The organism is Paenibacillus mellifer, assembly GCF_023195895.1.
GTDB lineage: Bacteria > Bacillota > Bacilli > Paenibacillales > Paenibacillaceae > Fontibacillus > Fontibacillus mellifer.
In genome coordinates this window covers 1-20,346 of record NZ_JALPRK010000027.1, presented here as the reverse complement: position 1 = coordinate 20,346, position 20,346 = coordinate 1, and the positions used below count along the sequence as shown (strand labels likewise).

The 20,346-nt window shown below is 53.5% G+C and carries 20 protein-coding genes and 8 tRNA genes; 3 read left to right on the top strand and 25 right to left on the bottom strand.

Annotated elements, in window-relative coordinates:
• Window positions 1–249 precede the first annotated feature (249 nt).
• A complete protein-coding gene (locus tag M0651_RS20915; RefSeq protein WP_248553653.1) occupies window positions 250–642 on the top strand; it encodes an iron chaperone in 393 nt (130 codons plus the stop codon).
• Between the two features lie 50 nt (window positions 643–692).
• Here M0651_RS20915 and M0651_RS20910 read toward each other — a convergent pair whose 3' ends face one another.
• The 11 genes from M0651_RS20910 to M0651_RS20860 all read right to left on the bottom strand — a co-directional run bounded on the left by M0651_RS20910 (window position 693) and on the right by M0651_RS20860 (window position 11,057).
• Window positions 693–1,640 (bottom strand): ribose-phosphate diphosphokinase, encoded by a 948-nt coding sequence (locus M0651_RS20910; RefSeq protein ID WP_248553652.1) that lies wholly within the window; start codon window positions 1,638–1,640, stop codon window positions 693–695.
• 20 nt (window positions 1,641–1,660) lie between these two features.
• Window positions 1,661–2,494, bottom strand: coding sequence for a histidinol-phosphatase HisJ (hisJ, locus tag M0651_RS20905; protein ID WP_248553651.1), 834 nt, complete (start codon window positions 2,492–2,494; stop codon window positions 1,661–1,663).
• Window positions 2,495–2,512: 18 nt separating this feature from the next.
• Window positions 2,513–3,229: a bifunctional phosphoribosyl-AMP cyclohydrolase/phosphoribosyl-ATP diphosphatase HisIE gene (hisIE, locus tag M0651_RS20900; protein ID WP_248553650.1), complete on the bottom strand. Its 717-nt coding sequence runs from the start codon at window positions 3,227–3,229 to the stop codon at window positions 2,513–2,515.
• A complete protein-coding gene (gene hisF, locus M0651_RS20895; RefSeq protein ID WP_248553649.1) occupies window positions 3,226–3,984 on the bottom strand; it encodes an imidazole glycerol phosphate synthase subunit HisF in 759 nt (252 codons plus the stop codon). The genes hisIE and hisF overlap by 4 nt, the downstream gene beginning before the upstream one ends.
• A gap of 30 nt (window positions 3,985–4,014) precedes the next feature.
• Window positions 4,015–4,755 carry a 1-(5-phosphoribosyl)-5-[(5-phosphoribosylamino)methylideneamino]imidazole-4-carboxamide isomerase gene (gene hisA / locus M0651_RS20890; protein WP_248553648.1) on the bottom strand — a complete coding sequence of 247 codons (741 nt, stop codon included), beginning with the start codon at window positions 4,753–4,755 and terminating at the stop codon, window positions 4,015–4,017.
• A gap of 330 nt (window positions 4,756–5,085) precedes the next feature.
• A complete protein-coding gene (gene hisH / locus M0651_RS20885; protein WP_248553647.1) occupies window positions 5,086–5,718 on the bottom strand; it encodes an imidazole glycerol phosphate synthase subunit HisH in 633 nt (210 codons plus the stop codon).
• 4 nt (window positions 5,719–5,722) lie between these two features.
• Window positions 5,723–6,337 carry an imidazoleglycerol-phosphate dehydratase HisB gene (hisB, locus tag M0651_RS20880; protein WP_248553646.1) on the bottom strand — a complete coding sequence of 205 codons (615 nt, stop codon included), beginning with the start codon at window positions 6,335–6,337 and terminating at the stop codon, window positions 5,723–5,725.
• Window positions 6,330–7,634: a histidinol dehydrogenase gene (gene hisD / locus M0651_RS20875; protein WP_248553687.1), complete on the bottom strand. Its 1,305-nt coding sequence runs from the start codon at window positions 7,632–7,634 to the stop codon at window positions 6,330–6,332. The genes hisB and hisD overlap by 8 nt, the downstream gene beginning before the upstream one ends.
• Window positions 7,635–7,713: 79 nt before the next feature.
• A complete protein-coding gene (hisG, locus tag M0651_RS20870) occupies window positions 7,714–8,385 on the bottom strand; it encodes an ATP phosphoribosyltransferase (protein ID WP_372491025.1) in 672 nt (223 codons plus the stop codon).
• An 11-nt stretch (window positions 8,386–8,396) separates the two neighbouring features.
• A complete protein-coding gene (locus tag M0651_RS20865) occupies window positions 8,397–9,596 on the bottom strand; it encodes an ATP phosphoribosyltransferase regulatory subunit (RefSeq protein ID WP_248553645.1) in 1,200 nt (399 codons plus the stop codon).
• A gap of 243 nt (window positions 9,597–9,839) precedes the next feature.
• Window positions 9,840–11,057, bottom strand: a complete 1,218-nt coding sequence (locus M0651_RS20860; RefSeq protein WP_248553644.1) for an acyltransferase — start codon at window positions 11,055–11,057, stop codon at window positions 9,840–9,842.
• Window positions 11,058–11,274: 217 nt separating this feature from the next.
• Here M0651_RS20860 and M0651_RS20855 point away from each other — a divergent pair, with 217 nt between their 5' ends.
• A complete protein-coding gene (locus tag M0651_RS20855; protein WP_248553643.1) occupies window positions 11,275–11,799 on the top strand; it encodes a sigma-70 family RNA polymerase sigma factor in 525 nt (174 codons plus the stop codon).
• Window positions 11,792–13,201 (top strand): DUF4179 domain-containing protein, encoded by a 1,410-nt coding sequence (locus tag M0651_RS20850; RefSeq protein ID WP_248553642.1) that lies wholly within the window; start codon window positions 11,792–11,794, stop codon window positions 13,199–13,201. The genes M0651_RS20855 and M0651_RS20850 overlap by 8 nt, the downstream gene beginning before the upstream one ends.
• A 295-nt stretch (window positions 13,202–13,496) precedes the next feature.
• On the opposite strand, the gene M0651_RS20845 is transcribed toward M0651_RS20850, so the two are convergent.
• From M0651_RS20845 to M0651_RS20780, 14 genes are all read right to left on the bottom strand, one after another.
• Window positions 13,497–13,988: an acyltransferase gene (locus tag M0651_RS20845; RefSeq protein ID WP_248553641.1), complete on the bottom strand. Its 492-nt coding sequence runs from the start codon at window positions 13,986–13,988 to the stop codon at window positions 13,497–13,499.
• The gene (gene ppaX / locus M0651_RS20840) at window positions 13,985–14,638 is read right to left on the bottom strand and encodes a pyrophosphatase PpaX (protein WP_248553640.1); all 654 of its coding nucleotides are present in this window, start codon (window positions 14,636–14,638) and stop codon (window positions 13,985–13,987) included. Before ppaX ends, M0651_RS20845 begins: the two co-directional genes overlap by 4 nt.
• A gap of 7 nt (window positions 14,639–14,645) precedes the next feature.
• Window positions 14,646–15,683, bottom strand: a complete 1,038-nt coding sequence (gene lgt / locus M0651_RS20835; RefSeq protein ID WP_248553639.1) for a prolipoprotein diacylglyceryl transferase — start codon at window positions 15,681–15,683, stop codon at window positions 14,646–14,648.
• 11 nt (window positions 15,684–15,694) lie between these two features.
• Window positions 15,695–16,636, bottom strand: a complete 942-nt coding sequence (gene hprK, locus M0651_RS20830; protein WP_248553638.1) for an HPr(Ser) kinase/phosphatase — start codon at window positions 16,634–16,636, stop codon at window positions 15,695–15,697.
• A 255-nt stretch (window positions 16,637–16,891) separates the two neighbouring features.
• Window positions 16,892–18,013, bottom strand: coding sequence for an ABC transporter ATP-binding protein (locus tag M0651_RS20825; RefSeq protein WP_068784439.1), 1,122 nt, complete (start codon window positions 18,011–18,013; stop codon window positions 16,892–16,894).
• Between the two features lie 127 nt (window positions 18,014–18,140).
• Complete coding sequence (locus tag M0651_RS20820) at window positions 18,141–19,241, bottom strand: PucR family transcriptional regulator (protein WP_248553637.1); 1,101 nt, start codon at window positions 19,239–19,241, stop codon at window positions 18,141–18,143.
• A 126-nt stretch (window positions 19,242–19,367) separates the two neighbouring features.
• Window positions 19,368–19,440, bottom strand: a tRNA-Lys gene (locus tag M0651_RS20815).
• Window positions 19,441–19,447: 7 nt separating this feature from the next.
• Window positions 19,448–19,533: transfer RNA gene (locus M0651_RS20810), tRNA-Tyr, on the bottom strand.
• A 51-nt stretch (window positions 19,534–19,584) separates the two neighbouring features.
• Window positions 19,585–19,657, bottom strand: a tRNA-Phe gene (locus M0651_RS20805).
• Window positions 19,658–19,740: 83 nt separating this feature from the next.
• Window positions 19,741–19,817: transfer RNA gene (locus M0651_RS20800), tRNA-Asp, on the bottom strand.
• Between the two features lie 12 nt (window positions 19,818–19,829).
• A tRNA-Thr gene (locus M0651_RS20795) sits at window positions 19,830–19,905 on the bottom strand.
• 32 nt (window positions 19,906–19,937) lie between these two features.
• A tRNA-Val gene (locus M0651_RS20790) sits at window positions 19,938–20,013 on the bottom strand.
• A 9-nt stretch (window positions 20,014–20,022) separates the two neighbouring features.
• Window positions 20,023–20,099, bottom strand: a tRNA-Met gene (locus M0651_RS20785).
• 20 nt (window positions 20,100–20,119) lie between these two features.
• Window positions 20,120–20,211: transfer RNA gene (locus M0651_RS20780), tRNA-Ser, on the bottom strand.
• Between the last annotated feature and the right edge of the window lie 135 nt (window positions 20,212–20,346).

The window sequence follows — 20,346 nt, the reverse complement described above, 5'->3', positions numbered from 1 at the left end:
ATCCTGGCGGAAAATAACGGATGTGACAAAGCCGGAAGGAAAACCGCCTCTCGCAGACGAATAATTAAGATATTTGCAGAGAAAGGAGTTCTTTCCATCATGAATATTGTCTGGGAAAACACGGTCATTTCCGCGTTGGTCCTCGCCCTTTTGGTTTTCGCTATCTGGTCTATATTCCAAAGTATACAAAAACGGAAATAACCATCCTCCCCCTGCGGCACGGATGAAGTAAAGGAGATCATCAGAACAATGGAAGCAAAAACTCCGACGTTTGCCACGATAGACGAGTACATCGACCAATTCCAGCCGGAGATTCAGGACCGACTGCAGCAAATCCGCAAGCTGGTTCGGGAGGCTGCACCTGACGCGATGGAGAAAATGAGCTACCAAATGCCGACGTTTGCAACGAATGGAAATAATCTGGTGCACTTCGCGGCCTTTAAGAAGCATATCGGCTTTTACCCAACGCCTAGCGGTACGGAGGCATTTGCAAAGGAGTTGTCCGGTTATAAGGGCGGCAAAGGGTCCATACAGTTCCCCTTGAATCAGCCGCTGCCGCTGGACTTGATTCGCCGCATCGTTCTCTTCCGCGTGGCGGAAAACCAACGGATCGCGGACGAGAAAGCCGCGAAGAAACGCTAGAACATATAAAAAGCCGCCCCTAAGGCGGCATTTACTCGAATCCTTTCAGACTAAATTCCCCGATCCTTAAACAAAGCGGCAATCGACCCACCCTCCAGGATGAACTGCGTGGCCCGGGCCAGCATCGGTGCTACGGAGAGCACCTGCACATGGGGCGAATGCAGCTCCGGCTGTGCGATCGAATCGGTGACCACCACTTGGCGAATGCTCGGGTGCTGAAGCTTATCCAAGGCATTTTCGGAAAAGAGCCCATGCGTCGCGCACACATAAGCGTCCGCCGCCCCCCGTTCTTTCAAGCTTTCCACAACGTTAACGATTGTGGTCCCGGTATCGATCAAATCCTCGATTATGATCGGTGTATGCCCGGCGACATCGCCGATTACATGCGTGATCACCGATTCGTTGTGCGTGGGGCGTTTCTTGATCATGATCGCGAACGGCGAATCCAGCCCATTGGCCAGCTTCTCGGCCATCGAAGCGCGTCCCGCATCCGGCGAGACGATCACGGGATTCGGGATCTGCTGAGCTTTCAGATAGTCGGTCATCAAGTCGAGCGCGGTCAAATGATCGACCGGAATGTTGAAGAAGCCTTGGATCGCCGGCGCGTGCAAATCGATCGTCACGACCCGGTTCGCCCCCGCCGTCGTCAACACATCCGCAAGCAGCTTGGCCGAAATCGGCTCCCGTGGCGCGGACTTGCGCTCCTGCCGAGCGTAACCGTAATACGGCATGATGATGTTGATCGTTCGAGCCGAAGCCCGTTTAGCGGCATCGATCATCACCAGGAGCTCAACAAATAGCTCATTGATCGGATGGGCTAGAGACTGGACGAGAAACACATCGAAATTGCGGATACTTTCCTCATAATGCACATAAATTTCACCGCTTTTGAAACGCGACAGCTTCACTTTCCCGGGTTCGACACCTAACCGGCCGCAGATATCCGACACCAGCTTTGGATTGGACGAACCGGAAAACACGCGCATTTTGGCTTCCATAATATCCTCCCGAAACCTTATTAACGACTTCTCTCTTCCAGAGGGATCATCGTCCGCCGACGCCCTTCAAAGGTTGCCAGCTCCCTTACGCCCAAACTATAGAGCAGCGTTCGCGCCTGATCCAGATATTCGCTCAGCTTGTGCGGATCATGCGCATCCGACCCCACCGTCAACGGGATTTCCATCTCGATCGCCGCCTGCAAAATCCGTTCACTCGGAAACATCTCCGCGCACGGTTTGGACAACCCCGAGGCGTTGAGTTCCATCGCGATCCCGGCTTTCTTCACGGCAGCCAAGGTTTTACGCTCCAGCTGAATTGTCTCCTGTTCGCGCTCCGGCTCCGGCTTATTGCCGAACCGTTTGATTACATCCAGGTGGCCGAGGAAGTCGTAGAATCCCGTCTGCGCAGCCTTGGTTACTGCATCATAATACCGCTCATATACCGAAAACACATCCTGGCCTTCCCAGTGGTGAACCTGGCGGAAATCCGACACATCCCATTCCCCGAGAAAATGTACCGAACCGATCACATAATCCCAAGGATAGGCTTTGACGATCTCCTCGATCCGCGCTTCCCAGCCTTCGATATAATCGCCTTCTAGGCCAACTCGGACGTCGATTTGTCCGCGATATTTCTCCTTTAGGCGAAATGCCTCCTCGACATAACGCGGCAACTCCTCCATCGGCATGGCCATTTCCGGATAATAGGTAGCCGGATCGACATGCAGCAGCGGCATATGGTCGGAGACGCCCAGCTGGGACAAGCCGATTTCGATCCCCCGGCGAACGTACTCCTCTAATGTACCAACGGCATGTCCGCAGCGTTCATGATGCGTATGGTAATCGATCAACATCCGTTTATGCCCCCCGCTCTAGTCGCGCCGCGGCCGTTCATGACGCCGCTCCAGCTCCTGCATGATATCATCGAGCGGCAGATTGCGTTCGCGCAGCAGCACCAACAGATGATAGATCAGGTCGCTCACTTCGTAGCGCAGCTCGGCGTTATCACCGTTTTTGGCCGCAATGATCGACTCGGCGGTTTCTTCGCCGACCTTTTTGAGAATTTTATCGAGGCCTTTCTCGAACAAATACGTCGTATACGCTCCTTCCGGACGCTCCGCGTAACGCTCGGCAATCAGCTGCTCCAGCTCGGCGAGCACCTTGAAGCGCTCATCGGACCCACCTCTTGCCCCAGTTGAAGTTGCCGCTACCTCAGACTCAGCCGCGGCTGCCGTGCGATAGAAGCAAGTTGGCTCCCCGGTATGGCAAGCCGGCCCACTCGCAATCACCTCGACCAATAGTGTGTCTCCGTCACAGTCGTATTTCAAGGCCGTGATCCGCTGGGTGTTGCCGGAGGTCGCCCCTTTGTTCCACAGCTCAGTGCGCGACCGGCTCCAGAACCAGGTCAACCCGGTTTCCACCGATTTGCGCAGCGACTCGCGGTTCATGTAGGCCAGCATCAGCACTTCTTTGCTGCTCGCAGCCTGCACAATCGCCGGAACCAGCCCGGACGCATCCCACTTCACCGCTTGCTCCAGTTCCTCTACAGATAGCGATAATTGCAGCGGTTTTTCATTTCCTATGGTCATCGTATTTCCACCCCTTTGGCTTTCAGCTCTTGCTTCAAATCCGGTACCGCAATTTCTTTATAATGAAAAATCGTCGCCGCCAGCGCCGCGTCCGCCTGTCCTTCGGTAAATACCTCATAGAAATCGTTCACCTTCCCGGCCCCGCCGGAGGCGATGACCGGAATCCCTACCGATCGACTCACCGCGCTCGTCAGCGGCAAATCGAATCCGTCTTTGGTGCCGTCTGCGTCCATGCTCGTCAACAAAATTTCCCCGGCGCCCCGCTTCTCGGCTTCCTGCACCCAAGCTAGCGCACGGATCCCCGTCGGCTTGCGTCCGCCGTGGGTATACACTTCCCATTCGCCCCACTCGGCGTTAAACTTGGCGTCTACCGCCACCACGATGCACTGGGAGCCGAAGCGCCGCGCCCCGTCCGAAATCAACCCGGGGTTCACGACCGCCGCTGTGTTGATGCCGATCTTATCGGCTCCGGCGCGCAGCAGGCGCTTCATGTCCTCTACCTGGGAAATCCCGCCGCCAACCGTAAATGGAATAGCGATTTCGCCGGCGGTTTGCTTCACGACCTCGACCATCGTGGCCCGCCCCTCGTGTGACGCGGATATGTCCAGGAACACGAGCTCATCCGCCCCCTCCCGGTCATACAACGCCGCCAGCTCTACGGGGTCGCCGGCATCACGCAGGTTCACAAAATTCACGCCTTTGACGACCCGCCCGTCCTTCACGTCCAGGCAGGGAATAATTCGCTTTGCGAGCATGCTGGTTCGACTTCCTTTCTTTGTAGGTTACTACTTTAAAGCCCCGATTGCCGCGATCGCTTGGGCCAAATCAATGTTTCCGGTATATAACGCTTTACCGACGATGGCTCCGCCTATGCCTTGATCCGCGTGTGCTGCGAGTCGCAGCAAATCGTCCTGTACCGTCACCCCGCCAGAGGCGATCACGGTCTTGCCGGAGGCCTGAGCCAGCGACAGAATTGCTTCCACGTTAGGCCCTTGCATCATCCCATCGCGGGAAATATCCGTGAAGATAAACGTCTCCGCCCCTTTGGCGGCCAAATCCTTCGCCAGCTCTTCGGCTTGAACCTCCGACGTTTCCAACCAGCCGCGTGTAGCGACATAGCCATTCCGAGCATCGATGCCGATGGCAACCTGATCGCCGTAGGTGCCGAGCACCGCTTCGGTAAACGCACGGTCTTCGATCGCCGCAGTGCCGAGAATGACCCGGCTTACGCCCAGCGCCAGCAGCCGCTGAACGTCGTCCAGCGTGCGAAGCCCGCCGCCGACCTGCACCGGCACCTGTACGCTGCGGGCAATTTCGCCGATCAACTCATCGTTGACCGGATGCCCAGCCTTGGCGCCGTCCAAATCGACCAAATGAATAAACGACCCGCCTTGCGCTTCCCAAGAACGGGCCACTTCTACCGGATTAGCGTTATACACCGTCTCGCGATCGTAGTCCCCCTGGACCAGACGTACGCATTGCCCGCCGCGAATATCGATCGCCGGATAAATAATAAAAGATGACATGAATAATCCTACCTCCCGCCGTACATGGTCCAGTTCCTTTGAATATCCCGTAGAATAATAACGGTAATTTATGGCGTTATTTCAACGCATTCGTATGATTCGGGCCAAATAACGGGAATATATGGCGTTATTTCAACGCATTCGTATGATTCGGGCCAAATAACGGGAATATATGGCGTTATTTCAGCCAAATCACCAGTTTTAGCGCGACATGCCCTATAATAGCGCCACTTTTTACCGCTAATCATCCGCCGAATCAGCTTATCCTTAAAATAAGGCCATAAATTACCGCTAAATATCAAATCGGAACGGATGCGAAAATAAGCGAATCTATGCTTCCACCTGCCGACGCTCCACCAGCTTCAAGAAATTGCGCAGCAGCGCCATGCCCAGCTCGCCGCTCTTCTCGGGATGGAATTGCATCCCGAACACGTTACCGCGGCCGACGATGGCGGTCACCGGATGGCCGTAGTCCGTCACGGCCAGCACATCCTCCGGCTGCTCGGCTAACACATGATAAGAGTGGACGAAGTAGACATGTCCCTCTTCCAGCCCTGCGAGCAGCGGGTTCTTCGGCTGCCGGAACGCCAGCCGATTCCAGCCCATATGCGGCACCTTGTACCCTTCGGTGCCCGCAAACCGCACCGCTCGGCCCGGCAGCAAGCCGAGTCCCTCGTTCCGCCCATGCTCTTCGCTTTCGCCGAAGAGCAGTTGCATCCCGAGGCAGATGCCGAGCAGCGGCACACCTTGATCGGCCGCCTTCCGAACCACGGCGTCCAATCCCGACGCGCGCAGATGCTCCATCGCGTCGCCGAAAGCTCCGACGCCCGGCAGCAGCACGCCGTCCGCCGCCAGGATTTGCGCCTCATCCGCCGTGACGCGGCCTTCGTAGCCGAGGCGCTCCACTGCCTTGCTGACGCTATGCAGGTTGCCCATCCCGTAATCGACGATGGCGATGTTCATCGCGTTATAGCACTCCCTTCGTTGACGGGACCCCGCTGACACGCGGATCGATGCTCGTCGCCTCATCGAGCGCCCGCCCGAGCGCTTTGAATACCGCCTCAATCATGTGATGCGTGTTCTGGCCGTAATGCACGATCACGTGCAACGTGATGCGGGCTTCCAGCGCCAGCTTCCACAGAAACTCATGGACCAACTGCACGTCGAAGCTGCCAACCCGATCCGAAGGATACTCCGCGCGATATTCGAAATGCGGTCGATTGCTGACGTCGATCACCACTTGAGCCAACGCCTCATCCATTGGGATAAACACGCTCGAATAACGTTTGATCCCTTTTTTGTCGCCCAGCGCCTCCCGGATCACCTGACCCAAGCAAATGCCGATATCCTCCACCGTGTGATGGTCGTCGATCTCAATATCGCCGCGCGCTTGGACCGATAAATCAAAATGTCCGTGCTTGGTGAACAAATCGAGCATATGGTTCAAAAAAGGAACATCCGTCTCCAGCTGAGCGTTCCCGCTCCCGTCCACCGCGAAGGTCAACTGGATGTCGGTCTCGTTCGTCTTGCGGCTGACGCTCGATTGGCGAGCCGCCGTTCCCCCGTTATTCAAATTAGCCATGTTCGTTCCCCGCCTTTCCTTCCTGTTGCAGCCGGACTTCAATCGCCCGGGCATGGCCTTCCAGGCCTTCCCGACGCGCCAGCTCCATAATCGTCGCCCCGTTCTCCAGCAGCGCATCCTTGCTATAGTAAATCACACTGGATTTCTTGATAAAATCGTCCACATCCACCGGCGACGAGAACCGCGCCGTTCCGTTGGTCGGAATAATATGATTCGGCCCTGCAAAATAATCGCCAACCGGCTCCGAGCTGTACGGCCCGAGGAAGATCGCTCCGGCGTTCTCCACCCGCCCCAGATAGCCCATCGGATTCTCCACGATCAGCTCAAAATGCTCCGGCGCTAGCTGATTAACCACGTCGATCCCGGCTTCCACCGAATCGACGAGAATGATCGCGCCGTAACGCTCGATCGAAGCTCCGGCGATCGCCTTCCGCGGCAGCGCGGCCAGCTGCCGCTCCACCTCGGCCTGGCACGCCTTCGCAAACGCCTCCGACGGCGTCACGAGGATCGCCGACGCCATCTCGTCGTGTTCGGCCTGGGACAGCAAATCCGCCGCCACATAGGCGGGATTGGCGCTGTCGTCGGCCAGCACGGCGATTTCACTAGGACCGGCGATACTGTCGATATCGACGACGCCGTATACTTCGCGTTTCGCCAACGCGACGTAGATGTTCCCCGGCCCGCAGATTTTATCAACGGGCCGGATCGTGTCCGTGCCGTACGCGAGCGCGGCAATCGCTTGGGCCCCGCCGACCCGATAGATTTCGTGCACGCCGGCTTCCGCCGCGGCCACGAGAATGTACGGGTCGATCCCGGCTCTGCCGCCCGTGGCCGGCGGCGTTACCATCACGATCTCCGGCACGCCCGCTACTTGTGCGGGGATGACGTTCATCAGCACGGAGGAAGGATAAGCCGCCTTCCCGCCGGGAACGTATACCCCGACGCGCTTCAGCGGCCGGATGATCTGTCCGAGCAAGCTCCCGTCCGGCTGCAAATCCATCCAGGAGTTGCGTTTCTGCCGGGTGTGAAACGCTCGAATATTCGCAGCAGCCGCCTGAATCGCCGTTACGAACGACGGCTCCACCACGTCATACGCCGCTTGCAACTCTTCCTTCGTTACGCGCAGCCCGGACGCTTCCAGCTTCATGCCGTCAAACTTCTCCGTGTAACGAAGTAATGCCGTATCGCCTTCCATTTTGATCGCTTGGACGATCTCCTTTACCGCTTCGTTCTGTTCCGGCGATCCGTACTCGACTTCCCGCCGCAAATCAAAATCCTGTGCCGATACCAGTTTCATCATCCGGCATCCCCCTGCTTTCTTTCTTATATGGCTCTATCGATTCCCTTTTCCTACTCGTTCTTAGCTGCGCCGCTCTCTAAGCCTGCTTCACTTCATCCCGCCGAATCACCTTACTCAGCGCATCGCATACGGCTTGGATCTCGGCGTTCTTCATCCGGTAACTGACGCGATTGGCAACCAAGCGGCTGGTGATATCAAAGATCTTCTCCATCTCGACCAACCCGTTCTCTTTGAGCGTCTGCCCGGTTTCAACCATATCGACGATCCGATCGGCGAGGCCGATCAGCGGCGCCAGCTCAATCGATCCGTTTAGCTTGATCACTTCAACCTGCTGCCCATGCTCACGGAAAAATTGCGATGCCACGTTCGGATATTTCGTTGCGACCCGTTGCTGAATTCCCGGTTTCCAATCCGGCAGCGCGATGACCGACATGCGGCAACGCGCGATGCCGAGATCAAGCAGCTCGTAAACATCGCGATTCTCCTCCATCAGCACATCCTTGCCGACGATGCCGATATCGGCTACCCCGTATTCCACGTAGGTCGGCACGTCAACGGGCTTCGCCAGAATAAACTCCATCCCGATGTCCGGAAGGGGAATGACCAGCTTGCGGGTTTCGTCCACATCGTCCGGAATCTGGATGCCCGCCTCACGGAACAAGGCGGAGGCTTTCTTATAAATACGCCCCTTGGGCATGGCGACTTTGATGATCTGTTTCAATGATTGCGACCTCCTTGCAGGCAACATCATGCCTTGAGTCAAAAGCTTACAAACGTCAGGATATCGCCGTAGGATACTCCCAGCGGCCCTGACTTACGTGCGGACTCCGGTGCGCTTAGCAGATCCGCAGGACCCTCGATGCGGCGCATCAGCACGCTGCGACCCTCTCCGCGCAGCCGTTCCGCTTCGGTGAACGCTTGCTTCCGGTTTGGCGCATCGTACTGAAGCAAGACCGGCAGCTCCGGTTCGCCTGCAAGGCCACCTACGCCGTCCAGGATCCGATTCGTCTTGAGCGAGAAGCCCGTTGCCGGCGCAGGGCGTCCGAACTGCTGCAGCAAATTGTCGTACCGTCCGCCGCTGCATACCGGGAAGCCCAGCTCCGCTGCATATCCTTCAAACGTCATGCCCGTATAATAGGAAAAGTCCCCGATCATTGTCAGATCAATCATCACGTGTTCGGCAACGCCGAAGTCCTCCAGCGCATCCCATAGCTGGCTGAGATGCCGAACCGACGTTTGGGCGAGCGTGTTCCCGCTCAGCTCCAGCGCTTGGCCGCAGATCTCTTTCCCCCCGCGCAGGCGGAGGATCCCCTCCAGCTCGTCGCGTTGCTGCGGCGACAGTGTCAACTCCGCCAATGTCTCGCGGTAACCGACGTAATCGCGGTGCAGCAGCCCGTCTTTGAGCGCCTCTTGGATCTCCTCACGACCGGGAACCGCATCTTCCAGCAGACCGTTCAGGAAGCCGACATGCCCGACGGCGATTTTAAACGACTTCACGCCCGCGGCTTGCAATGAGGCGACCGCCAAAGCGATCACCTCGGCGTCGGCATCCGGGGAATCATCTCCGACCAATTCGACCCCGGTTTGGAAAAACTCCGCCTCGCGTCCCGCCTCTTCCTCGATGGCGCGGAACACATTGGCGTGATACGACAAACGGAGCGGCAACGGTTCTTCTTTGAGCAAAGAAGAGACGACCCGGGCGATCGGCGCCGTCATATCGGAACGAAGCACCATCGTGGTGCCCCGATTATTCAACAATTTAAACAGCTTCTGATCCGACGTCGAACTGGCTACGCCAACCGTATCGTAATATTCCATCGTTGGCGTCATGATCTGCCGGTAACCCCAGCCAGCCATGCAATCCAGCACACTCCGTTCAATGGCCCGCAGTTTATCCACGGCAAAAGGCAGATAGTCGCGGACACCCGCTGGTTTTTCAAAGCCTTTTGGTTTCGACAAGTGTTTCACCTCACCGTTCTTCTCTCTCACATTGAATCCTTTATTATATTAAAGTGCTACCATACTACCAAAGTAAAGAGTAGCCCAATTTTATCATATTTCCTTTCGGACCGTCAATTGCTACTTCCCTCTCTATCATCCTCCCTAAAGTATTCCCCAAGCGAGAGCCAAAACCCTTGCATTCCGCCGAAAAATACAACAAACCGGCCTGGTAGACCAGACCGGCTTTGATTTACACGTTCGTTACATATTAGCGCCAACGGATGAGCTTTGCCCGCTTTCCCGCCGCCTGGACGTTTTATTTTTGCGTAAAGACGCCGGTACATTCCCGAGAAACCACGCGGCGAACGGCAGTCGCCGGAAGCTGAATTGCACGAATCCCCAGGAGAGGAACAACGCCCCCAAGGAGCCAACCACGATGTAGAGCAGATAGCCTAGTGAAGCGCCGGGCAGCCTTTGTTCACTCCAGAAGAGCCGATAAACGAGCAGAATAAACGGATGAAACAAATAGATACCAAAGGAGAGCTCACCCAGTCGGGTCAGCGATCGAATCCAAAACCCTGAACCTTTTCTCTGGATATAAAAGGCCGCCTTCATCAGCACCAACGCGGAAAATAAGGAATGCACATTCCATAACAGCTCAAACCAAAGGGAGTTCGGCGAGCTGAGGCCCTGACGGAACGAATACCAGAGCTGGACATGAATCAGAGCGATCACCAGCCAACCGATCCATAAGGCGGCCGTCCATCCCTTTTGGAGTTTCGGCAGCGCTTTCCATTCTGTTGAGAGCCAGGCCTTCACTTTGCCGAAGTAGATCGCCAATATCGCGCCTAGCATGTAGTAACCCATATAAGAAATCGCGTAGCTCGCTTTGTTCGGCAGCTGCAGCTCGTATTTGTTCAAGAACACGAACCCCCATTGCAGCGCCAGACCACACGGGAGGATCAGGGCGAGCCACACGCGGTGATTGCGAAAGGATTGAAATAACCACAAGAAGAGCGGGAACAACAGGTAGAACTGAATGCTGATAAATACGAAATAGAGGTGGGTGTAGGCCGTGCCGGTCAGCAGCGCCGTCCCCAGCAACTTCAACTCGTACAGCTTGGAATTATTGATGAAGTCGTGACGGTAGATTGCTACCAGTACGAAATAACAGCAGGAAACCAATACATATGGCAAAATAATATAGGTAAGGCGTTTCTTGTAGAACTTACTGACCAGCTTACGGCTGATCGGCTGATCGTAATAATTATAGAAGAGCACGAAACTGCTTAGGAAGATGAAGGACGGAGTTCCGATTTTGAAGAAAATGTTCATCCAATTATAAAAATAGTAGACCGGTGAATTCAACGCTTGTTCCGCCGCTGCGAACGATGAGGCATGCACCTGGATCACGCTGATGATGGCTAACGCCCGAAAGATGTCTAGCTGCGGCAAACGCTCCTTGACCACCTTGCTCACTCAACCAACCCCTATTCATAATTAAGAAGAAGCCTTATTTATGTACTAGACGCCCGTTTATGGGAAAAGTTTCTACCGAGTGCTCTTTTCACTATACCAGAAGTTGGCGGATCGTAAAACCGTTTGGCCTTCTTCGCGGTCTTTAACATAGGGAATGAAAGTTACCGGCCGGTACTCCCTGTTCGCTGCATTTCACACGGGAAGGAAGGAGCCCAATTTGAAAGAGAGAGAATGGGCTGCCGCTGCCTGCAGCGGAGACGAACAAGCCTTTTATCAGTTGATATCCAACCATCGGCGTAAACTCTACGGCATTGCTTACAGCTATCTGCGCAACGAGTCGGACGCCCTGGAGGCCATTCAGGAAACGGTGTGCAAGGCTTGGATCAAATGCCGACTTTTACAAGATCCCGAAGCCTTCGTTCCCTGGCTGATCCGGATTCTGATTAACTGCTGCATCGATGAACTCAAACGGCGGAAACGGGTTCTTCCGTACGTTGCCGAGACGGTGCAGCCTACAGGGGAAATGGTCAGCGTCTTCAAAATGGATCTGGATACGGCGCTGGATCGGCTTAAGCCGAAATACCGCCATGTGTTGACGCTGAAGTATTACCAAGATATGACCCTGGCGGAGATTGCCCGGGTGCTGGACTGTCCGGAGGGGACCGTCAAGACCTGGCTGCATCAGGGGTTGAAGCAACTGCGCCGCCATATGGATGTCGGAGGTGAATTGTATTATGGTTGACCGGGAGGAAAACCTGCTGGCTCGTTATTTTGACGGCGTTCGGATCGCCGAGAAGCAGATCGGAGACGAGCAACTGGAGGCGGCGATTCGGCATGGCCTGGAGCAGGGAAGAAATCTGCGCGGTAAATGGCATCTGCGCCGGGGGCTGGCCTGGACCGCCGGGGCGGCTGGAACACTGGCCATGTGCCTGCTGTTGTTGTTCGTTTGGCCAAGTGGTAGCTCGTTTGTTGGCTCACCCTTATCACCCACCACAGCCAGCCAGAACGAGGTTATTCCGAACTATGTCTCTGCCTTAATGACCTCTGAGATGGAACGGGCCGCCGAACACGGCTTATACCAGCCAATCAGGAAGTCGACGGAAGTGGCGGGAACGAAGGTTACCGTTGATGGCGTGTTGGCGGATGGGAGGACGGTGGTGGTGTTTTATTCGATGGTCAATCCTGAGGATGTGAAAGCCGTTGATAACTTTTATGGCTATCTGATCGATATGGATGGGGATATATTTATCAACCTTCCTAGACAAAGCGGTACATCATTTGTTGATTCAAAGGATGTTAATCATAGCTACTTTAAGATCACCTTTGATCAAGATGCGCCGACTCAAGCTGGCTTTGCTGTAGATTCCAGAGTGACAAATAGTGATCCCATTGCAAAGATCCCCATCGCGTGGAGCAGCCGTCCTTATGAGGGAATGGAGAAGGTCGTTCCAGTCAAACAGACCGCCACGGTAAATCGTACAAAGATCGCCATCCGCGAGGTGAGTATACGTCCGTTAAGCACGATCATCGTCTTTGAGCCGCAAATGCGGACGGATGTTCACATGGCTGTCAACCTTAAGGCGAAGCTCTACTTAGGTGAGAAGCAGGAGAGTCAATTTCACTACTATACGCGTTCCAAGAACGTAATTTATGACCACAAAATTTTGAGTAACAACGAAGTGAATCTTCAGGGGATTGAATTTGAAAGCCTTTATTACTCGGATTGGAACGAGGTCACGCTTCAAATCGACGGTTTTGGAACCCTTAGCACCAAAAAGAGGTCCTTTGACCTGGTTATTGATACGGAGAAGAATCAACTTCATGCTACGGATTCGACAATCCTAAAGGTAAATATAATTCATGACCAACAAAGTACACTAGTCCGCATCTATGCCGAGAAAAAAACAAAAGTTGACGTTGGGCTTCCATTTCAAATTGAAGAGGAGTTTACCGACCGCGAAGGTGCAAAGCATCGTATCCTTCAAGTGGACGGTAAACCGTCCGATTATATGAATGATTCGACGACCGAAGTCATCACGTTTGAGCTGGAGCCTAAAACGTACGCGCAACCGTTAACTTTTACCTTAACCGAAGTGGTGGACAGCACCTACAAACCCCAAGAATTTAAGATCCCACTCAAATGATAAAGCAAAAGGCGACCTTGAACCAGTAAGATACCGGTTCAAGGCCGCTTTTCTTTAACTCAGCTTAACTTATAACGCTTGTCACAAAGCTTATATCCGCCAAAATCACCGTTTTACAATTCTAACGCTGACCACAATGCTTATTGTCTCTTTTTGCTGCCGTAACCAGGTGTTTTCCTCGAAATAGCGTGGCTCACCGTCGTTAGAATTTCAAAAGCGCTGAATTAGTCACAATAGCGTTCCTGATCAGCGTTAGCGCCTACTGACAATTCGAGTTCCCTAGGTCATGCGTGCATCAACTAGGGCTCTTCCGCTCAAGCACCTGCAGCGGATTGCCGCCCACAAACATGCCGGGAGCCACGTCTTTATGTACCACCGATCCAGCCGCGATGACTGCGCCGTCCCCGATCGTAACGCCCGGGAGAATGGTGCTATTCGCCCCAATCATCACCTCATCGCCAATCCGTACCTCACCCAGCCGGTATTCCTTGATCAGGTACTCATGGGCCAGGATGGTTGTGTTGTAACCGATCACCGAATTACGTCCCACTGTAATGAGCTCCGGAAAAAAAACGTCAACCATCACCATCAGCCCAAACGCGGTATGCTCGCCGACCTTCATACCAAGAACCCGCCGATAAATCGCATTCTTCACAGAGAGAATCGGGCAGTACCGGGCGATTTGGATAAATATAAAATTGCGTACGCCCTTCCAAGGGCTTACCGTTCGGTATAGCTGCCAAAGTGCGTTGGGCCCTTCGACAGGATACCGTTTGACTTGTCTCACGACTTCACCGGCTCCCACCCTAAGATACCGTAGAGATCGGTCATATCCTGGAGGATGTAGTCAGGATCATACTTGCGCAACATCGCTTCGCCTTTCAACGACCAAGCCACGCCGGCAGCTTGTACGCCCGCCGCCTTCGCACACTGCAGATCCGCCGCACTATCGCCGACCATCAGTGTTCGCGCCGGATCGGCGTTCAGCTCGCGCAACGCCGTTAGAATCGGCTCGGGATGCGGCTTAGGATGCTTCACGTCCTCCACCGTTACGATCGCCTTCATATACGGTTTGAACCCGAACATGTTCAAGGCGAGCAGCGTCGTTTCCTTAATTTTCGTTGTGACGATGCCTATCGTGATCCCCCGGTCGTGCAGCTTGGAGATCACTTCCTTCACATGTGGAAAGTCACGGATCAATTCATCATGACGTTCCCGATTGTATTTCCGGTAATCCGCCACCAGATCGGCGACGTCCTGTCTACCCGAGAAAATCTGCAGCTGATGCTCCAGCGTCATGCCCATATGCGGGATGATTTCTTCCCGGGTATGGGGCTTTAAGCCGTTTTTTTCAATGACATGCTCAAATGTCGTAATAATCAGTTCGTTGGTATTGATGATCGTTCCATCCAGATCAAATAACACGGTGTCTATCATGTGGTCGCTACTCCTTCTTCTCTTCCGGAACTTCCGGTTGCTCCTCCACCGTCGTCTCCATCGGCTTAACCGGCTCTGCTTTCTCCGGTTCGGCACTTGCCGTTACACCCGGCACCCCCGCAGCGGCTACTTTCGTGGAAATAATTGGATCGCTATAGTACGGCAAATCACTTACCGTACGACGGCGTACAATAATGAAAATAACAGCGGCAATCACAATCCCAATGGCGAGAAGTTGCGAGATACGTACGTTTCCGTAAGACGGGGCCAGATAGCCCAATTCAAAGCCTAACCAGGTCATCGGTGACCACAGCCCGTTCACGAACGAGGCGAGCCAAGCTGCCCCTTGGAATGCCAAGCTGTCGGTCCGAAGTGCTTCGATGAAGAATCGTCCGATCGAATACCAGATGAAGTACGAGGCAAACAATTCGCCGGAGCGCAAAAATTTCTGTCTGCGCAAGATTAGAAGCAGGAACAATCCCACCAAATTCCATAGTGACTCGTATAAAAAGGTAGGGTGATGGAACGTCCCCTGCACATTCATTTGATTTACGATAAACGACGGCAGGTGCAGGTTCTCGCGAAGGAAGCTCTCGGTTGTCGGACCGCCATAAGCTTCCTGATTGACAAAGTTCCCCCAACGCCCGATCATTTGCCCAATAATGAGCCCAGGGGCACAAATATCGGCGATCCGCCAGAAGTTATAACCCCGGCGCCGAACAAAGATCACCGCGCATATAATCGCACCGATCAGCGCCCCATAGATGGCGATCCCGCCATTCCAGATCTTAAAGACATCCCAGAAGTTATTCTTGTAATCGTCCCACATAAATGCGACGTAATAAATTCGCGCGGCGATAATCGCCGACGGCACCCCCAGTAACAGCAAGTCCATAAAGAATTCCTGGGGAATGCGGAACCGCTTCCCTTCCCATACCGCTAACAGAAGGCCAACTAATGCAGCGCTTCCTAGAATCAGTCCATACCAGTGTACTTTCAAGCCCCCGATGGAAAATGCGATCGGGTCTAATAACAAAGTGCCCATCGTTCACGCTCCTAATCCAAATCGTCGATATCTTCCGCAATCGTTTCGGTCAGTTTTGTCGTAAACTGCAGCGCGGCGTTATACCCCATCCGCTTCAAACGGAAGTTCATCGCAGCCACCTCGATGATGACAGCCAAGTTCCGCCCGGGACGTACGGGAATCGTGGCCAGCGGCACATCGGTATCGATGATACGCGTCGTCTCCTCATCCAGCCCCAACCGGTCATACTGCTTCTCCTGCTGCCAAGCTTCCAGCCTTACGACAAGCGTAATCCGTTTGTTGTTGCGGATCGCCCCGGCGCCAAACAACGTCATGACATTGATAATCCCGACACCGCGGATTTCTAACAAGTGACGGATCAGTTCGGGTGCCGAACCATGCAATTGATTGTCCGAGGTTTGCCGAATTTCTACGGCATCGTCCGCAATTAGACGGTGACCCCGCTTCACCAGCTCAAGTGCGGTTTCGCTCTTCCCGATTCCGCTGGTACCCGTTATCAGCATCCCTACGCCATAAACATCGACGAGAACCCCATGAATGGTCGCCGTTGGCGCCAGCTTCCGTTCCAGAAAGCTTGTGATCCGGCTCGACAGTATGGTGGTTGCCATGCTGCTGCGAAGGACCGGGATCTGCTTCTCCGAACTGATCTCAATTAATTCCTCTGGCACGTTCCAAGACCGGGTGACGATAATGCAAGGAGTCTCTTCACTGCTGCATAACCGCTCCATCCGATCTCTGCGCTCCTTCTCCGGAAGCATCTCGAAGAAAGCCAACTCCGTTTTCCCTAAAATCTGAACGCGCTCCGGCGGGTGGTATTCAAAATATCCGGCCATCTCCAGACCCGGACGATACAGATCATCGACCGTAATCGCACGCTTCAAGCCCTGCTCTCCGGAAACCACCTCGAGCCCGAACTGGTTGACCAATTCGGATACTTTCACTTTTTTAGCCATGGTGCTCTTCCTTTCCCCTGCCGGCATCCCAGACGGGTTATCCATCTCAAACAAGCTCCGGCTCCAATATAAGCTGCCTTTACGGCATTCATTCATCTTGTTACAGGATCACTTAATGTATTCATCGTAAAGGAAATTGTCACGTAAATCAATCATTGCCCCGGGAGTAGCCCGGGTTCCATGCTTTGAAGCGGTCGTTTCTCCCGCTTAACAAAAAAACCGCCCCGAAGGGCGGCTTCTTCAACGCTTAACGGTTTAGCTGAAGAACACGTTGCGTTCTGTTTCTTTGTCGAAGATATGAATTTTGTTCATATCAATAGCCAGTTTAACATTGTCACCTTCACGCGTGTTGGAGCGGCCGTCAACGCGAGCGATCAGGCCGTCGCCGCCAGCACCGTTCAGGTACAATTGCATTTCGTGACCCAGGTTTTCTGTCAGGTACACGTTAGCGGTGAATGCAGTTTGCGGCGAAGCTTCCAGGAATACTGGCTCTTCATGGATGTCCTCAGGACGAATACCCATGATCACTTCTTTGCCAATGTAGCCTTTTTCTTTCAGAACGGTTGCTTTACCTTGAGGCACAACAACGTCCATGTTGGTAGCTTTGAAACGAACTGTACCAGCTTCTTCTGCCAGAGTACCGTTTACGAAGTTCATCGTAGGGGAACCGATAAAGCCAGCAACGAAGATATTGCCCGGTTGGTTGTACAGCTCTTCTGGAGAAGCAGCTTGTTGGATGATACCGTCGTGCATAACCACGATGCGGTCACCCATCGTCATAGCTTCAATTTGGTCATGGGTTACGTAGATGCAAGTGGTTTCCAGACGTTTAACCAGTTTCGTGATTTCCGCGCGCATTTGACCGCGCAGTTTAGCATCCAAGTTGGAAAGCGGTTCGTCCATCAGGAACACTTGTGGATCGCGGACGATTGCGCGGCCCAAGGCAACCCGTTGACGTTGACCACCGGAAAGAGCTTTAGGTTTGCGATCCAGCAAATGCTCGATGTCGAGGATCTTTGCAGCTTCGCGAACGCGTTGGTCGATTTCGTCTTTCTTCACTTTACGCAGTTTCAAACCGAACGCCATGTTTTGATATACGTTCATGTGCGGGTACAGCGCGTAGGATTGGAATACCATCGCGATGTCGCGGTCTTTCGGAGCAACGTCGTTCACGACGCGGTCGCCGATGTACAATTTACCTTCTGTAATTTCTTCCAAACCAGCGATCATCCGAAGAGTTGTGGATTTACCGCAACCGGATGGACCTACCAGTACGAGGAATTCTTTATCCGCAATATCAAGGTTGATGTCTTCTACAGTTGCTTTTGCAGCACCCGGGTATTTTTTGAAAATGTGTTCTAAGCGTACGCCTGCCATGTGTTTGGCCTCCCATAAATGAATTTGGTGTTAAGGGTTCTATGACCTTTATGAAATCGGATACATTTTATATTTATATATTAGTCGATAGGAGTTCACCCATCCATCCACAAACTGCACAAAAAACTCATGGCCTTTTCGTCACTTTATACAATAGCAGCTCCAGCTTGACCAAAACGGCGTCGTCAAACGTCCTTACATCCAGTCCGGTTTCCTGTTTGAATTTATCAATCCGATATAATAACGTATTCCGGTGAATATAAAGTCGTTTAGCGGTTTCGCTAACATTACAATCCAATGCAAAAAACGTCTCCAGCGTCGTCAACGTCTCCTCGTCCTGTAACAGTCCGGTACGATCCCCAAGCTCCAGGGTAAATTGTCGGCGCTGTTCCTCAGGAATGCTGTAAATGAGGCGCTCCAGCTTCAGTTCCCAAGGTAAGTGAATGGGGTCCGTTACATTAAACACTCGACCGAGGGCCAACGTTTGACGTAGAAACAACGTAGCTGATGCCAGTTCCGCCTCACCAATTAACGTGCCCCCTACCGTCAGATGAAATCCACCAACCCATTCGTTGGTTACGAGCTCGTATAGCCCTTGGCAAAGCGCCCCCAGCAGGTCAAGTTCCGTCTCCGCCGCCTCTTCGCTCTCTTCCCGCAAGCTCATAAACAGCTCTTCAGCCAGCAGGATTAGCCAATCCTCTTTCAGCGGAACTAAGATCACTTCGCTGCCGAAGTAACTCTTCAAGAGCTTGTTCAGCTTCGAAAAGGAAAGGGCTTGACCTTGCCCCGAACTCTCCCAGTTCAGCAAAAAGGGCAGCATTCGACCCTTCAGCTTTGGCTTCATAGGAAAATGTTCCGGTAACGGCAGATTCAACTCCCCCAGCTCTATGCGTTCCTGCAGCCATTCCCCCAATTGGATGCTGCGAGTCTCATCGTCCCGTTTCGGGTTGGGTACCGGGTGGGACGATTCGCGAGCCGCGGATAAGAGCAAGTGGATTAATCGCGCCTCCGCTTCGCTTACCTTGGAGAGCTCCGTCTCAAGCACACGTATGCCTCCGGGTTCACGGTCCACGAACCATACCCATCGATCATCGATCCGATAAGGACCTGCATCCTGACCACTCCGCTCCGACATAACGTGGTTCCAGGCCTGCGTCTCCCGGACGTTCTCCGATAACGACGTACCGATGACCCTCTCCACTTGCTGTTTCAGCAATTTAATATCCATAGTGTTGCCTTTCTCTCCAAGCATTTTAGTGTTCATTATATACATTTTATCATACCCGCCAAAGTAAACGTAAATCCTGCTTTAACGCAAAAAAGCCGTCAACCCTAAGGTCAACGACTTTTGACATGAGCCATGAAGGACTCGAACCTTCGACACCCTGATTAAAAGTCAGGTGCTCTACCAACTGAGCTAATGGCTCATAAAACTGGTGGAGGCTGATGGATTCGAACCACCGAACTCGTCAGAGAACAGATTTACAGTCTGCTGCGTTTGGCCACTTCGCTAAGCCTCCATATGATTTATGCTTCCCGAATTACCCGAAAATAATGTAGGAGCATAAAAGTGGCTCGGGACGGAATCGAACCGCCGACACGAGGATTTTCAGTCCTCTGCTCTACCGACTGAGCTACCGAGCCGTATGTTTTACGATAAATTCCCAAAAAAATAAAGCGGTGAAGTTGGCCACTTTCCCACTTTACGGTGGAAATATTTAAATAAATGGCGGAGCCGACGGGATTCGAACCCGCGGTCTCCTGCGTGACAGGCAGGCATGTTAGGCCTCTACACCACGGCTCCGCGTGAAGTAAATGGTGCCGGCGAGAGGACTTGAACCCCCAACCTACTGATTACAAGTCAGTTGCTCTACCAGTTGAGCTACACCGGCACGGTGTAATATTGGTTTCGAAAGCGTAATAATGGTGGAGGCTGAGGGGATCGAACCCCCGACCCTCTGCTTGTAAGGCAGATGCTCTCCCAGCTGAGCTAAGCCTCCGAAATATTATGGTAGCGGCGGAGGGGATCGAACCCCCGACCTCACGGGTATGAACCGTACGCTCTAGCCAGCTGAGCTACGCCGCCACGATATAAGCTTGTACAAATGGCGGAGAGAGAGGGATTCGAACCCTCGCACCGCTTACGCAGTCTAACCCCTTAGCAGAGGGTCCCCTTATAGCCACTTGGGTATCTCTCCAAGCCACAAATTCAAGGTTTAATCCTTGAAAACTGGATACGAAACGTATTTGCGTGTTAGCCCCTAATTGTCCCCGCCAAGCCCAAAAAGTAATCGGAATTACCTTCGAAGCCTCGCTTCACTTTTGGGGTTATC